Source organism: Halopseudomonas salina, from assembly GCF_008641105.1.
Genome location: NZ_VTTI01000021.1, coordinates 1 through 15,472, shown reverse-complemented (window position 1 = coordinate 15,472; position 15,472 = coordinate 1). Strand labels below are relative to the sequence as shown.

13 protein-coding genes and 1 tRNA gene are annotated in these 15,472 nt (G+C 56.0%); all 14 read left to right on the top strand.

Annotation, left to right across the window (positions count from 1 at the left end; genetic code table 11):
* The coding region (locus FZF01_RS19065) for an EF-Tu C-terminal domain-related protein (RefSeq protein WP_220789499.1) at window positions 1-84 on the top strand (84 nt) is incomplete at its 5' end.
* 57 nt (window positions 85-141) lie between these two features.
* Window positions 142-217, top strand: a tRNA-Trp gene (locus tag FZF01_RS19060).
* 40 nt (window positions 218-257) lie between these two features.
* A complete protein-coding gene (gene secE / locus FZF01_RS19055; RefSeq protein ID WP_150279436.1) occupies window positions 258-626 on the top strand; it encodes a preprotein translocase subunit SecE in 369 nt (122 codons plus the stop codon).
* Between the two features lie 9 nt (window positions 627-635).
* A complete protein-coding gene (gene nusG / locus FZF01_RS19050) occupies window positions 636-1,169 on the top strand; it encodes a transcription termination/antitermination protein NusG (RefSeq protein WP_150279435.1) in 534 nt (177 codons plus the stop codon).
* Window positions 1,170-1,283: 114 nt separating this feature from the next.
* A complete protein-coding gene (gene rplK / locus FZF01_RS19045; protein WP_150279434.1) occupies window positions 1,284-1,715 on the top strand; it encodes a 50S ribosomal protein L11 in 432 nt (143 codons plus the stop codon).
* Entirely contained in the window at window positions 1,716-2,411 is a 696-nt protein-coding gene (gene rplA / locus FZF01_RS19040; protein ID WP_150279433.1) for a 50S ribosomal protein L1, read from the top strand.
* A 211-nt stretch (window positions 2,412-2,622) separates the two neighbouring features.
* On the top strand, window positions 2,623-3,123 hold the full coding sequence (rplJ, locus tag FZF01_RS19035; protein ID WP_150279432.1) for a 50S ribosomal protein L10: 501 nt from the start codon (window positions 2,623-2,625) through the stop codon (window positions 3,121-3,123).
* Window positions 3,124-3,201: 78 nt separating this feature from the next.
* Window positions 3,202-3,570 carry a 50S ribosomal protein L7/L12 gene (rplL, locus tag FZF01_RS19030; protein ID WP_150279431.1) on the top strand — a complete coding sequence of 123 codons (369 nt, stop codon included), beginning with the start codon at window positions 3,202-3,204 and terminating at the stop codon, window positions 3,568-3,570.
* 216 nt (window positions 3,571-3,786) lie between these two features.
* Window positions 3,787-7,857, top strand: coding sequence for a DNA-directed RNA polymerase subunit beta (gene rpoB / locus FZF01_RS19025; RefSeq protein ID WP_150279430.1), 4,071 nt, complete (start codon window positions 3,787-3,789; stop codon window positions 7,855-7,857).
* Window positions 7,858-7,924: 67 nt separating this feature from the next.
* Complete coding sequence (gene rpoC, locus FZF01_RS19020) at window positions 7,925-12,124, top strand: DNA-directed RNA polymerase subunit beta' (RefSeq protein WP_150279429.1); 4,200 nt, start codon at window positions 7,925-7,927, stop codon at window positions 12,122-12,124.
* Window positions 12,125-12,271: 147 nt separating this feature from the next.
* Window positions 12,272-12,643 (top strand): 30S ribosomal protein S12, encoded by a 372-nt coding sequence (gene rpsL, locus FZF01_RS19015; RefSeq protein WP_022964798.1) that lies wholly within the window; start codon window positions 12,272-12,274, stop codon window positions 12,641-12,643.
* A gap of 83 nt (window positions 12,644-12,726) precedes the next feature.
* A complete protein-coding gene (gene rpsG / locus FZF01_RS19010) occupies window positions 12,727-13,200 on the top strand; it encodes a 30S ribosomal protein S7 (protein WP_150279428.1) in 474 nt (157 codons plus the stop codon).
* A 17-nt stretch (window positions 13,201-13,217) separates the two neighbouring features.
* Entirely contained in the window at window positions 13,218-15,320 is a 2,103-nt protein-coding gene (gene fusA / locus FZF01_RS19005) for an elongation factor G (protein ID WP_150279427.1), read from the top strand.
* A 33-nt stretch (window positions 15,321-15,353) separates the two neighbouring features.
* On the top strand, window positions 15,354-15,472 hold a 119-nt coding region (locus tag FZF01_RS19000), incomplete at its 3' end, for a GTP-binding protein (protein ID WP_263363819.1).

Here is a 15,472-nt window from a genome sequence, read left to right as displayed (position 1 = left end):
GCCATGGAAGATGGTCTGCGCTTCGCGATTCGCGAAGGCGGCCGTACCGTTGGTGCCGGCGTGGTTGCCAAGATTATTGCTTAATTAGCATTTGATCTTGAACTGTCGAGCCGGTACTATTGCCGGCTCGACTGCGATTACAGGCCAGTAGCTCAATTGGCAGAGCGGCGGTCTCCAAAACCGCAGGTTGGGGGTTCGATTCCCTCCTGGCCTGCCAGATTTCATTTTCTGGCTACCAAAACAGGATTTAATGATTCATGAGCACCAAAGCTGAGCTTTACGACGACCGCCTAGATGTACCCAAGTGGATTGTCGTGGCGATCATTGTTGTCGCCGGGGTTTATGGAAACCATTATTTTGCCGCCGAACCTGTTTTGTATCGTGCCCTAGCACTGGTTGTGTTGGGTTTGGTTGCAGGCTTTGTAGCGCTGCAGACATCCAAAGGCAAGGCTTTTTGGGCGCTCTTGAAAGAAGCGCGCATTGAAATTCGCAAGGTGGTTTGGCCAACCCGTCCGGAAACGACTCAGACAACCCTTATTGTAGTAGCGGTTGTATTGGTGATGGCCCTTGTTTTGTGGGGGCTGGATACCTTGCTGGGTTGGATCATTTCTCAGTTCATTGGTTAAGGGTGATCCGTGTCTAAGCGTTGGTACGTAGTGCATGCCTTTTCAGGCTATGAAAAGCACGTCATGCGCTCACTTCAGGAGCGTATCAAGCTGGCCGGAATGGAAGAGCTGTTCGGCGAGATCCTTGTGCCCACTGAAGAAGTAGTGGAAATGCGCAACGGTCAGAAACGCAAGAGCGAACGCAAGTTCTTTCCTGGCTACGTTCTGGTCCAGATGGAAATGAACGAAGGTAGCTGGCACCTGGTGAAAGACACTACCCGGGTACTTGGTTTCATTGGCGGTACCGCCGATAAGCCTGCGCCAATTACTGACAAGGAAGCGGATATTATCCTGCGCCGCGTTGCCGAAGGCACGGATAAGCCCAAGCCCAAGACGCTGTTCGAGCCAGGTGAAGTGGTTCGCGTTACTGATGGTCCTTTCGCCGACTTCAATGGTGTGGTGGAAGAAGTGAACTACGAGAAAAGCCGTGTTCAGGTGGCTGTTCTCATCTTTGGTCGTCCTACCCCAGTCGAGCTCGAGTTCGGCCAGGTAGAAAAGGGCTGATTGCCCACGTCCTCCTGAACCCTGCAGCGCCAATGGCGGTGCGGGGTTTTGTTGTCAGTGTGATGTGTTAAACCGGGGAGCCGCAAGGCGCTAATACCCATTGGAGAAAGAAACATGGCTAAGAAAATCAATGCTTATATCAAGCTGCAGGTGAAAGCTGGTCAAGCTAACCCTAGTCCGCCAGTGGGTCCGGCTCTGGGTCAGCACGGCGTTAATATCATGGAATTCTGCAAGGCGTTCAATGCCAAGACCCAAGGCATGGAACCTGGTCTGCCGACACCCGTGATCATCACCGTTTACAGTGACCGTAGCTTCACCTTTGAAACCAAGAGTACTCCGGCGGCCATCCTGCTGCTCAAGGCTGCTGGCTTGAAGGGCGGTTCCGCTCGCCCGAACACCCAGAAAGTAGGCACTGTTACTCGTGCACAGCTGGAAGAGATCGCCACTACCAAGAAGGCTGATCTGACAGCTGCCGACATGGACGCCGCTGTGCGTACCATCGCCGGCTCCGCGCGTAGCATGGGCCTTACTGTGGAGGGTGTGTAAATGGCTAAGTTGAGCAAGCGTCAAAAGGCAATCAACGAGAAAGTGCAGGCAAACAAGGCGTACGCCTTTGAAGATGCCGCCGCTCTGTTGGCCGAAGTATCCAGTGTCAAGTTTGTCGAGTCGGTTGACGTTTCTGTCAATCTGGGCGTCGACCCACGCAAGTCCGACCAGGTCGTACGTGGCGCCACCCTGTTGCCGCATGGCACTGGCAAGACCGTACGCGTAGCCGTGTTCACTCAGGGCGCCAACGCCGAGGCTGCTCTGGCCGCCGGTGCCGACAAGGTGGGTATGGATGATCTGGCTGCTGAAATGAAAGCCGGCGACCTGAACTATGACGTGGTTATCGCTTCTCCTGATGCGATGCGCGTTGTTGGTCAACTGGGTCAGCTGCTGGGCCCCCGTGGTCTGATGCCTAACCCCAAGGTTGGCACCGTGGCTGCTGACGTTGGCACTGCCGTGAAAAATGCCAAGGCCGGTCAGGTTCGCTACCGCACCGACAAGAATGGCATCATTCACTGTTCAGTCGGCAAGGTCGGCTTTGATGCCGTCAAGCTGAAGGAAAACGTTGAAGCCCTTATCGCCGACCTTAAGAAGGCCAAGCCTTCCACGTCAAAGGGTGTCTATCTGCAGCGCGTAACCCTGAGCACCACTATGGGTCCCGGGGTTCAGATCGATCACGCTTCCCTGACTATCTGATTTAACAGCGCTCTGCCTCTGGGTAGAGCGCTACTTTTTGGGGTCCCTGCCATCGCGGGGGCTATCCAAGACCGTAGGTGGCGAAAGTCTCAAAAAGGGGAAGCATTTCTCCCAGCCTACGCAGATGGTGCTCCCGATTCAGTGCAGGCTGGATCAGACACCAATACACGTCGCCTTCGGGCGATCAATGGTAAATCCAGGAGTAAAACCCGTGGCAATTAAGCTCGAAGACAAGAAAGCCATCGTCGCTGAAGTCAACGAAGCTGCCAAAGGTGCGCTCTCCGCTGTTGTGGCTGATGCCCGCGGTGTGAGCGTTGCTGCTATGACTGGTCTGCGCAGAGATGCGCGTGATGCCGGTGTGACCGTACGCGTTGTGCGTAACACACTGATGCGTCGCGCTGTTGAAGGAACTCAGTACGAGTGCCTCAACGACGTCTTTACAGGTCCGACTCTTATCGCCTTCTCCCATGAACATCCCGGTGCTGCTGCCCGCTTGTTCAAAGAGTTTGCCAAGAGTCAGAGCGCATTCGAGATCAAGGCCGCAGCCTTTGAAGGCAACTTCCTTGCAGCTTCACAGATCGACATTCTGGCTACGCTACCGACTTACGACGAGGCTATTAGCCAGCTGATGAGCGTGATTCAAGGCGCCACCAGCAAGTTCGTTCGTACCTTGGCTGCTGTTCGCGATCAGAAGGAAGCCGAAGCTGCCTGATAGGCGCTTCAAGCTCGTTCATTCGCACACCCTATTTTGACGGTCTCCGGATCGTCCACCAATACAGGAATTTGAGTCATGGCTCTGACCAACGAAGATATCATCAACGCCGTTTCCGAAATGTCAGTAATGCAGGTTGTTGAACTGATCCAGGCAATGGAAGAGAAGTTTGGCGTTTCCGCTGCTGCCGCTGCTGGCCCAGCTGCCGGCCCGGCTGCCGCTGCTGCTGAAGAGCAGACCGAGTTCAACGTTGTTCTGACCGAAACCGGTGAGAAGAAAGTGAACGTGATCAAGGCTGTTCGCGAGCTGACAGGCCTGGGCCTGAAAGAAGCCAAGGCACTGGTTGACGGCGCTCCTGGCACCATCAAGGAAGGCGTCTCCAAGGACGAGGCAGAAGCTGCCAAGAAGACCCTGGAAGAAGCCGGCGCCAAGGTTGAGCTCAAGTAAGCTTGTGCGACCTTGTGTCGACAGTCTGATTTAACGGTCAGATTGATGGCTGGTGGCCTGTGTGCCACCGGCCTTTTTCCGTTCTGGTGAGCTTCTGTGAAGCAGCCGACGGGAAGGCACCCCGAGGGGTGAGCAAGGCGTAGGACTTGCAAGCATTTTCTGGTTTTCCCCGCAGGGGAAAGCCAATCAAGCAGGTGACCAAGCTGGGGAACGCTGATGGCTTACTCATATACTGAGAAAAAACGTATCCGCAAGGACTTTGGCAAACTGCCGCATGTGATGGATGTGCCCTATCTGCTGGCGATTCAGCTGGATTCCTATCGGGAATTCCTGCAATCGGACGTGGCGAAGGAGCAGGTTCGTGATATCGGTCTGCATGCGGCCTTCAAATCTGTGTTCCCCATTATCAGCTACTCCGGTAATGCGGCACTCGAATATGTCGGTTATCGTCTGGGCGATCCTGCCTTTGACGTCAAGGAATGTGTCTCTCGTGGTGTGACCTACGCGGTCCCGCTGCGCGTGAAAGTGCGCCTGATCATCTTTGATCGTGAGTCTTCCAACAAGGCGATCAAGGACATCAAGGAGCAGGAAGTCTACATGGGGGAAATCCCCCTGATGACCGAGAACGGTACCTTCGTGATCAACGGTACCGAGCGTGTTATCGTTTCCCAGCTGCATCGCAGCCCGGGTGTGTTCTTCGACCACGATCGTGGCAAGACGCACAGCTCCGGCAAGCTGCTGTACTCGGCCCGCGTGATTCCTTACCGCGGCTCCTGGCTGGACTTTGAATTTGATCCCAAGGATGCGGTTTTTGTTCGTATCGACCGTCGTCGCAAGTTGCCTGCGTCCGTGCTGTTACGTGCGCTGGGTTACCAGACCGACGAAATTCTGGACATCTTCTACGACACCAACGTGTTCGAGGTAAAGGGTGAAAACCTGCAGCTCGAGCTCGTACCCCAGCGCCTGCGCGGCGAGATTGCGACCTTTGACATCAAGGATGACAAGGGCAAGGTTATTGTCGAGAAGGGCCGTCGTATCACAGCACGGCACATCAACCAGCTTGAGAAAGCAGGTATCGACAGTCTGGAAGTGCCATTTGACTACGTGCTTGGCCGTACTATTGCCAAGCCGATGATGGATCCCGCCACCGGTGAAATTATCTCCGAGTGCAACGTCGAAATCTCGGTTGATCTGATTGCCAAGATGCAGAAGGCTGGCATCAAGCGATTGGAGACGTTGTACACCAACGATATTGACTGTGGTCCGTTCATCTCCGACACATTGCGCATTGATGGCACTACTACCCAGCTTGAAGCGCTGGTAGAAATCTATCGCATGATGCGTCCCGGCGAGCCGCCAACCAAGGATGCTGCCGAGACCCTGTTCGGCAACTTGTTTTTCAGCACCGATCGTTACGATCTGTCTGCTGTTGGCCGCATGAAGTTCAACCGTCGTATTGGCCGTGACGAGATCGAAGGCGCTGGTGTCCTGAGCAAGGAAGACATCATCGAAGTGCTCAAGACCCTGGTCAACATCCGTAACGGCAAAGGCGTTGTCGACGATATCGACCACTTGGGTAACCGTCGCGTGCGCTCGGTTGGCGAGATGGCCGAGAACCAGTTCCGTGTTGGTCTGGTGCGTGTTGAGCGTGCGGTCAAGGAACGTTTGTCCATGGCCGAAAGCGAAGGCCTGATGCCGCAGGATCTGATCAATGCCAAGCCGGTTGCGGCGGCAGTGAAAGAATTCTTCGGTTCCAGCCAGCTGTCCCAGTTCATGGACCAGAACAACCCGCTGTCCGAAATCACCCACAAGCGCCGTGTCTCGGCTCTTGGGCCGGGCGGTCTGACCCGTGAGCGTGCCGGCTTCGAAGTGCGTGACGTACACCCGACCCACTACGGTCGCGTATGTCCTATCGAAACGCCTGAAGGCCCGAACATTGGTCTGATCAACTCGTTGGCTACCTACGCCCGTACTAACAAGTACGGCTTCCTGGAAAGCCCGTACCGTCGTGTACGCGATGCCCAGGTGACCGACGAGATCATCTTCTTGTCAGCGATCGAAGAATCCGATCACGTTATCGCCCAGGCTAGCGCCAAGGTTGAAGACGGCAAGCTGACCGATGACCTGGTAGCAGTGCGTCACCAGAACGAATTTACTGTCAAGGCGCCACATGAAGTGACCCTGATGGACGTGTCGCCGCGCCAGGTAGTATCGGTTGCTGCGTCGTTGATTCCGTTCCTCGAGCACGACGATGCCAACCGCGCCTTGATGGGTTCGAACATGCAGCGTCAGGCCGTTCCCACACTGCGTGCTGAGAAGCCTCTGGTCGGTACCGGCATGGAGCGTAACGTTGCCCGTGACTCGGGTGTGTGCGTAACCGCACGCCGCGGTGGTGTGATCGATTCTGTCGACGCCAGCCGTATCGTGGTGCGCGTGGCCGATGACGAGATCGAAGCTGGCGAAGCCGGCGTCGACATCTACGTCATGACCAAATACACCCGTTCCAACCAGAACACCTGTATCAACCAGCGTCCGCTGGTGAAGAAAGGTGATGTCATCGTACGCAATGACATCCTCGCCGACGGTTCCTCCGTCGACATGGGTGAACTGGCCCTGGGTCAGAACATGCGCGTCGCGTTCATGCCCTGGAATGGTTACAACTTCGAAGACTCGATTCTGGTCTCCGAGCGCGTGGTGCAGGAAGATCGCTTCACCACCATCCACATCCAGGAACTGACCTGTGTGTCCCGCGACACCAAGCTGGGGCCGGAGGAAATCACCTCCGACATCCCCAACGTCGGTGAATCGGCACTGGGCAAGCTGGATGAGGCTGGTGTGGTCTACGTCGGCGCCGAAGTCGGCCCTGGCGACATCCTGGTCGGTAAGGTCACGCCCAAGGGTGAAACCCAGCTGACTCCTGAGGAGAAGCTCTTGCGAGCCATCTTCGGTGAGAAGGCGTCTGACGTTAAAGATACGTCCCTGCGCGTGCCGACTGGTACCAAGGGCACGGTCATTGACGTTCAGGTCTTCATCCGTGACGGCGTCGAGCGCGATTCCCGCGCCCTGGCGATCGAGAAGGAACAGCTCGACGAGATCCGCAAGGATCTGCAGGAAGAGTTCCGTATCGTCGAAGTAGCTACTTTCGAGCGTCTGCGTGCAGCGCTGGTTGGTCAGTCAGTTGAAGGCGGTGCTGGCCTGAAGAAGGGCGCGAAGCTGACTGATGAAATTCTGGACGGCATCGAGCATGGACAGTGGTTCAAACTGCGCATGAGCGAAGACAGTCTGAACGAGCAGCTGGAGATGGCGCAGGCGTATCTGTCTGACCGCCGTAAGCTGCTGGACGACAAGTTCGAAGACAAGAAGCGCAAGCTGCAGCAGGGCGACGACCTGGCGCCAGGTGTACTCAAGATCGTCAAGGTCTACCTGGCTATCAAGCGCCGCATCCAGCCGGGTGACAAGATGGCCGGTCGTCACGGTAACAAGGGTGTTATCTCGGTCATCATGCCGATCGAAGACATGCCCCATGACGAGTACGGCACGCCGGTCGACATCGTGCTGAACCCGCTGGGTGTTCCTTCGCGGATGAACGTAGGTCAGATTCTCGAAACCCACCTGGGCCTCGCGGCCAAGGGGCTGGGTGAGAAGATCAACCGGATGCTGGAAGACCAGCGCAAGGTTGCCGAGCTGCGCGAGTTCCTCGACGAGATCTACAACAAGGTTGGTGGTCGCCAGGAGAAACTCGAAGAGCTCAGCGATCAGGAAATCATCGACCTGGCGAACAACCTGCGTGGTGGTGTGCCCATGGCGACGGCCGTATTCGACGGTGCCAAGGAGCATGAGATCAAGCATATGTTGCGCTTGGCCGACTTGCCCGATACAGGTCAGATGAAGCTGATCGACGGTCGTACCGGTAACAGCTTTGATCGTCCGGTGACTGTTGGTTACATGTATATGCTGAAACTGAACCACCTGGTCGATGACAAGATGCACGCCCGTTCCACCGGTTCGTACAGTCTGGTAACCCAGCAGCCGTTGGGTGGTAAGGCGCAGTTTGGTGGTCAGCGTTTCGGTGAGATGGAGGTCTGGGCCCTGGAAGCATACGGTGCAGCCTACACATTGCAGGAAATGTTGACTGTGAAGTCGGACGACGTGAATGGCCGTACCAAGATGTACAAGAACATCGTGGACGGGGATCACCGTATGGAGCCAGGCATGCCTGAATCCTTCAACGTGTTGATCAAGGAAATCCGTTCGCTGGGTATCGATATCGAACTGGAATCCGAGTAACCACCAACTGCCCATGTCTCAATGGTGAAAGTATCCCGCCATTGAGACACTGCGAGGAGTATAGGCCTTGAAAGATCTACTGAACCTGCTTAAGTCCCAGGGACAGATTGAAGAGTTCGATTCACTGCGAATCGGCTTGGCGTCACCGGAAATGATCCGGTCCTGGTCATATGGCGAAGTCAAGAAGCCGGAAACCATCAACTACCGCACGTTCAAGCCTGAGCGTGATGGCCTTTTCTGCGCCAAGATATTTGGCCCGGTAAAGGATTACGAGTGCCTGTGCGGTAAGTACAAGCGGCTCAAACACCGTGGTGTGATCTGCGAGAAGTGCGGCGTGGAAGTGGCTCTGGCCAAGGTCCGTCGCGAACGCATGGGTCACATCGAGCTGGCCTCACCGGTCGCTCATATCTGGTTCCTCAAGTCGCTTCCTTCCCGGATCGGTTTGTTGCTGGACATGACGCTGCGCGATATCGAGCGCGTGCTGTATTTCGAATCCTACCTGGTTATCGAGCCGGGCATGACGACCCTGGAAAAGGGTCAACTGCTCAACGATGAACAGTATTTCGAAGCGCTTGAAGAGTTCGGTGACGACTTCGATGCCCGCATGGGTGCCGAGGCGATCTTCGAGCTGCTGACTCACATGGATCTGGTCCACGAGATTGCCGTGCTGCGTGAAGAGATTCCGCAGACTACATCCGAGACCAAGATCAAGAAGCTGTCCAAGCGTCTGAAGCTGATGGAAGCGTTCCACGGTTCGGGAAACAAGCCCGAGTGGATGGTCATGACCGTACTGCCCGTGCTGCCGCCGGATCTGCGTCCGCTGGTACCCCTGGACGGTGGCCGTTTCGCGACCTCGGATCTGAACGATCTGTACCGCCGTGTGATCAACCGTAACAACCGCCTCAAGCGTCTGCTGGATCTGTCTGCGCCCGATATCATCGTGCGGAACGAAAAGCGCATGCTGCAAGAGTCGGTTGATGCCCTGCTGGACAACGGTCGTCGTGGCCGTGCCATCACCGGCACCAACAAGCGCCCGCTGAAATCCCTGGCCGACATGATCAAGGGCAAGCAGGGCCGCTTCCGTCAGAACCTGCTGGGCAAGCGCGTCGACTACTCCGGCCGTTCGGTAATCGTGGTTGGTCCTACCCTGCGTCTGCACCAGTGTGGTCTGCCCAAGAAGATGGCACTCGAGCTGTTCAAGCCGTTCATCTTCGGCAAGCTGGAGCACCGTGGTCTGGCGACTACCATCAAGGCCGCCAAGAAGATGGTCGAGCGCGAGCTGCCAGAAGTATGGGATATCCTCGCTGACGTAATTCGCGAGCACCCAGTACTGCTGAACCGTGCTCCGACCCTTCACCGCCTGGGTATCCAGGCGTTCGAGCCGGTTCTGATTGAAGGTAAGGCAATCCAGTTGCACCCGCTGGTCTGTGCTGCCTACAACGCCGACTTCGACGGCGACCAGATGGCTGTACACGTTCCGCTGACCCTCGAGGCCCAGCTGGAAGCGCGTGCACTGATGATGTCCACCAACAACATCCTGTCGCCGGCTTCCGGTGAGCCGATCATCGTGCCATCGCAGGACGTGGTACTGGGTCTGTACTACATGACCCGTACACGTATCAATGCGAAGGGCGAGGGCATGCGCTTCGCCGACGTTAACGAAGTGGAGATGGCTTACCGTAGTGGTCAGACTGATCTGCACGCGTTGGTAAAAGTACGCATCAGCGAAACCATCAAGCACAAGGATGAGAGCTGGACCACAGAAAGCCGTATCGTTGATACCACGGTCGGTCGGGCCCTGCTGTATCAGATTCTGCCCAAGGGCTTGCCCTATGAGCTGGTCGATCAGCCCCTGAAGAAAAAAGCGATTTCCAAGCTGATCAACCAGTGCTACCGCGTGGTGGGTCTGAAGGAAACCGTTATCTTCGCTGACCAGCTGATGTATGCCGGTTTTGCCTACTCGACCATTTCTGGTGCTTCCATTGGTGTGAATGACTTCGTCATCCCCGATGAGAAGGCGCGCATCATTGATGCGGCCACCGAAGAAGTGAAAGAGATTGAAGATCAGTACGCCTCGGGTCTGGTGACCCAGGGTGAGAAGTACAACAAGGTGATCGACTTGTGGTCCAAGGCCAACGACGAGATCTCCAAGGCGATGATGGACAACCTCAAGTCCACCCGCGTGCTGGATCGTGACGGCAACGAAGTGGAGCAGGAGTCCTTCAACTCCATGTACATGATGGCTGACTCCGGTGCCCGGGGTTCCGCTGCCCAGATTCGTCAGTTGGCGGGTATGCGGGGCCTGATGGCCAAGCCGGACGGCTCAATCATCGAGACGCCGATTACCGCCAACTTCCGTGAGGGTCTGAACGTACTCCAGTACTTCATCTCCACGCACGGTGCCCGTAAGGGCCTGGCCGATACGGCTCTGAAGACAGCGAACTCGGGTTACCTGACACGCCGTCTGGTAGACGTAGCCCAGGATCTGGTGATCACCGAGACTGATTGCGGCACCGATCGCGGCCTGCTCATGGCGCCGCACATTGAAGGTGGCGATATCGTCGAGCCGCTGGGTGAGCGCGTACTGGGTCGTACCATTGCCCGTGATGTGATCAAACCCGGCACGGAAGAAACTATCGTTCCGGCCGGCACCCTGATTGATGAGAAGTGGGTCGAGTTCCTCGAGCTGAACAGCGTCGACGAAGTCATTGTGCGCTCGCCCATCAGCTGTGAAACCCGCTATGGCGTATGTCGTACCTGTTACGGTCGCGACCTGGCTCGCGGTCACCTGATCAACATCGGCGAGGCCGTGGGTGTTATTGCTGCCCAGTCGATCGGTGAGCCAGGTACCCAGCTGACCATGCGTACGTTCCACATCGGTGGCGCGGCAAGCCGGACGTCGGCTGCTGACAGCGTTCAGGTGAAGAACGGCGGCATTATTCGTCTGCACAACCTTAAGCACGTTGAGCGTGCCGACGGAACTCTTGTGGCCGTATCCCGCTCCGGTGAACTGGCCGTAGCTGACGAATTCGGTCGTGAGCGCGAGCGCTATAAGCTGCCTTACGGTGCCTTCATTTCCATCAAGGAAGGTGAAAAGGTTGCCGCTGGTCAGGTTGTTGCCAAGTGGGATCCGCACACTCACCCCATCGTTACCGAGATATCCGGTACTGTGGCTTTCTTTGGAATGGAAGAGAACATCACCATCAAGCGTACAGCTGATGAGCTGACTGGTCTGACCAACCTTGAAGTCATGGATGCCAAGGATCGCCCGGCAGCAGGTAAGGACATCCGTCCTGCAGTGAAGCTGGTCGACGAAAACGGCAAGGAATTGTTGCTGCCAGGTACTGATGTGCCTGCCCAGTACTTCCTGCCAGCCAACGCTCTGGTCAATCTGTCCGATGGTGCCAAGGTGAACGTGGGTGACGTTGTTGCCCGTATTCCCCAGGAAACGTCAAAGACCCGAGACATCACCGGTGGTTTGCCACGTGTTGCCGACCTGTTTGAAGCCCGTCGCCCGAAGGAATCTTCCATTCTGGCGGAAATCAGCGGCACGATTTCCTTCGGTAAGGAAACCAAGGGCAAGCGTCGTCTGGTCATTACTCCGACCGATGGCAGCGAGCAGTACGAAGAGCTGATTCCGAAGTGGCGTCACCTGAACGTGTTCGAAGGTGAGCAGGTTACCAAGGGTGAAGTCATCTCCGACGGTCCGAGCAACCCGCACGATATCCTGCGTTTGCTGGGTGTCAGTGCATTGGCCAAGTACATTGTCAACGAGATTCAGGACGTATATCGCCTGCAGGGCGTGAAGATCAACGACAAGCACATCGAAGTGACCATTCGCCAGATGCTGCGTAAGGTTGAAGTCACAGAGACCGGTGATTCGAACTTCATCAAGGGCGATCAGATCGAACTGACCAGCGCTCTGGAAGAAAACGAACGCCTGGTTGCTCAGGATAAATTCCCGGCCAAGTACGAGCACGTGCTGCTGGGTATTACCAAGGCATCGCTGTCGACCGAATCGTTCATTTCCGCGGCTTCCTTCCAGGAAACCACGCGGGTACTGACCGAAGCGGCCGTCACTGGAAAGAGCGACCATCTGCGCGGCTTGAAAGAGAACGTAGTAGTAGGTCGTCTGATTCCAGCCGGTACCGGTCTGGCCTATCACGCCGAGCGCAAGCGTCAGCGTATGGCCGACAAGCCGGCGAAGGTCAGTGCAGTAGAGATCGAGCAGGCGCTGTCCGATGCGTTGAATTCGGGCAACGACTGAATAAGGTGGTCGGCGCCCGCGGGCGCCGCTGACCTTGACGAGCGGGGGCGGGCTCTATAGAATTCCGTACCCCTAAAATTGGTGGGACGCTGTGTCCTGCCATTTTTTATTTAATATGTCTGATAGACATCAGTGGAGTTTTGCTAGATGGCGACAATTAACCAGCTGGTTCGCAAGCCGCGCAAGCGCGTTGCTGAAAAAAGCGACGTGCCAGCGCTGCAGAACTGCCCGCAGCGTCGTGGCGTGTGTACTCGTGTATACACCACTACGCCGAAGAAGCCGAACTCGGCTCTGCGTAAGGTCTGCCGTGTCCGTTTGACCAACGGTTACGAAGTTTCTTCCTACATCGGTGGTGAAGGTCACAACCTCCAGGAGCACAGCGTTGTGCTGATCCGTGGTGGTCGTGTAAAGGATTTGCCAGGTGTGCGTTATCACACTGTTCGCGGTTCTCTGGACACCTCCGGTGTCAAGGATCGTCGTCAGGGCCGTTCCAAGTACGGTGCCAAGCGTCCTAAGTAATTTTTGAATTCATTTATCCTGAGTCGATAAGAGTAAGGTCGGGCAAGTCCCGGGCTAACCTGAAGACCGTTTGAGGGCTTATCATGCCAAGACGTCGCGTAGCAGCAAAACGTGAGATCCTGCCAGAACCAAAGTACGGCAGCCAGATTCTCGCCAAGTTCATGAACCACGTAATGGAAAGCGGCAAGAAAGCCGTAGCCGAAAGCATCGTTTACGGTGCCCTGGACAAGGTCAAGGAGCGTACCAAGACCGAAGATCCAGTCGAGCTGTTCGAGCGCGCGCTCGATGCCATTGCACCGCTGGTCGAGGTTAAATCCCGCCGTGTAGGTGGTGCCACCTATCAGGTTCCGGTTGAAGTGCGTCCCTCCCGTCGCAACGCTCTGGCGATGCGCTGGTTGGTTGACGCTGCCCGTAAGCGTGGCGAGAAGTCGATGGCTCTGCGTCTGGCTGGCGAGTTGGTCGATGCTGCTGAAGGTAAGGGTGCAGCAGTCAAGAAGCGTGAAGATGTGCACCGTATGGCTGAAGCCAACAAAGCCTTCTCCCATTATCGCTTCTAACGACTCAGGAGAATATTTTGTCTCGTGTAACCCCCATTAATCTGTACCGGAATATTGGTATCTGCGCGCACGTTGATGCGGGCAAGACTACTACGACGGAGCGGATTCTTTTTTACACCGGCGTCAACCACAAGATGGGTGAGGTGCACGATGGTGCGGCTACCATGGACTGGATGGCGCAGGAGCAGGAGAGAGGGATTACCATCACCTCTGCTGCTACCACGGCGTTCTGGGAAGGTTCTGAGAAGCAATACAAGCGTCACCGCGTCAACATCATCGATACGCCCGGTCACGTCGACTTCACTATCGAAGTAGAGCGCTCCTTGCGGGTGCTCGACGGCGCAGTCGTCGTGTTCTGTGGTACCTCCGGTGTTGAACCGCAGTCGGAAACGGTATGGCGTCAGGCCAACAAGTATGGTGTGCCGCGTATCGTTTACGTGAACAAGATGGACCGACAGGGTGCAGACTTTCTGCGCGTAGTCGAGCAGATCAAGAAGCGGCTTGGTCATACGCCTGTCGCGATCCAGTTGGCTATCGGCGCCGAAGAAAACTTCGAGGGGCAAATCGACCTGCTGCGCATGAAAGCCATGTACTGGAGCGATGAGGACAGCGGCCTTACCGCTCGCGAGGAAGACATTCCCGCCGAGATGCTGGAGATGGCGCAGAAGTATCGTGAGCAGATGGTCGAGGCTGCTGCCGAAGCCAATGAAGAGCTCATGAACAAGTACCTGGAAGGTGGCGAGTTGACCGAGGACGAGATCAAGGCGGGGCTGCGTCAGCGCACTCTGGCCTGCGAGATTGTTCCTGCGGTCTGTGGTACTTCGTTCAAGAACAAGGGCGTGCCCCTGGTTCTTGACGCCGTTATCGATTACTTGCCTGCGCCTGACCAGGTTGTTGCTATCAAGGGTGCTCACCCTGATGACGAGGAGAGGCTCGATGAGCGGCATGCCGATGATTCCGAGCCCTTCTCTGCGCTGGCATTCAAGATCGCTACTGATCCCTTTGTGGGAACGCTGACGTTCGTTCGGGTGTATTCCGGCGTGCTGAAGTCTGGCGATGCTGTATTGAATTCAGTCAAGGGTAAAAAAGAGCGCGTGGGTCGTATGGTGCAAATGCATGCAAACGCCCGCGAGGAGATCAAGGAAGTGCTGGCCGGGGATATCGCGGCTCTCATCGGGATGAAGGACGTCACCACGGGTGACACTCTTTGTTCACAGGATCATCCGATCATCCTTGAGCGCATGGAGTTTCCTGAGCCGGTTATTTCGGTAGCAGTTGAGCCGAAAACAAAAGCTGACCAGGAAAAGATGGGTGTTGCCCTGGGTAAGTTGGCTCAGGAAGATCCGTCATTCCGTGTGCGCACTGATGAAGAGTCCGGTCAGACCATTATCTCCGGTATGGGCGAGCTGCACCTGGATATTCTGGTTGATCGCATGAAGCGCGAATTTGGCGTGGAAGCCAATATCGGCAAGCCGCAGGTGGCTTATCGTGAAGCGATCCGCAACAAGTGCGAAATCGAAGGCAAGTTCGTGCGTCAATCCGGTGGTCGCGGCCAGTATGGTCACGTCTGGATCCGGTTTGAGCCATCCGACGAAAGCGAGGAAGGTCTTGTCTTCGTGAATGAAACTGTCGGTGGCTCGGTACCGCGTGAATATATTCCGGCTGTCCAGAAGGGTATCGACGAGCAGATGAAGAACGGCATTCTTGCCGGTTATCCTCTGCTGAACTTGAAAGCAACACTGTTCGATGGCTCGTTTCACGATGTCGATTCGAACGAGATGGCATTCAAGATCGCTGCTTCCATGGCCACCAAGCATTTGGCCCAGAAGGGCGGCGCGGTGCTGCTCGAGCCGATGATGAATGTCGAAGTTGTGACACCCGAGGACTACATGGGTGATGTGATGGGCGACCTGAATCGTCGTCGCGGTCTGGTACAAGGAATGGAAGATTCCGTTTCCGGTAAAGTGATCCGCGCTGAGGTCCCACTTGGTGAGATGTTCGGTTACGCCACGGATGTGCGCTCCATGTCCCAGGGGCGTGCGAGCTACTCCATGGAGTTTTCGAAGTACTCCGAGGCGCCAACTAACATCGCCGAAGCAATCATCAAGAAGCAAGGCTAACTGAACCCAAGCTAATCAAAGAGGCTATCTACCGTGGCTAAAGAGAAATTTGAACGTAAAAAACCGCACCTTAATGTGGGCACCATCGGTCACGTCGACCATGGCAAGACCACTCTGACAGCGGCATTGACCAAGGTTTGCGCTGAATCCTA

Bases quoted from the DNA above. Each gene is read 5' to 3' on its own strand.
- secE (WP_150279436.1), top strand. From the start codon at position 258: ATGAGCACCAAAGCTGAGCTTTACGACGACCGCCTAGATGTACCCAAG.
- rplK (WP_150279434.1), top strand. From the start codon at position 1,284: ATGGCTAAGAAAATCAATGCTTATATCAAGCTGCAGGTGAAAGCTGGT.
- rplA (WP_150279433.1), top strand. From the start codon at position 1,716: ATGGCTAAGTTGAGCAAGCGTCAAAAGGCAATCAACGAGAAAGTGCAG.
- rplL (WP_150279431.1), top strand. From the start codon at position 3,202: ATGGCTCTGACCAACGAAGATATCATCAACGCCGTTTCCGAAATGTCA.
- rpoB (WP_150279430.1), top strand. From the start codon at position 3,787: ATGGCTTACTCATATACTGAGAAAAAACGTATCCGCAAGGACTTTGGC.
- rpsL (WP_022964798.1), top strand. From the start codon at position 12,272: ATGGCGACAATTAACCAGCTGGTTCGCAAGCCGCGCAAGCGCGTTGCT.
- rpsG (WP_150279428.1), top strand. From the start codon at position 12,727: ATGCCAAGACGTCGCGTAGCAGCAAAACGTGAGATCCTGCCAGAACCA.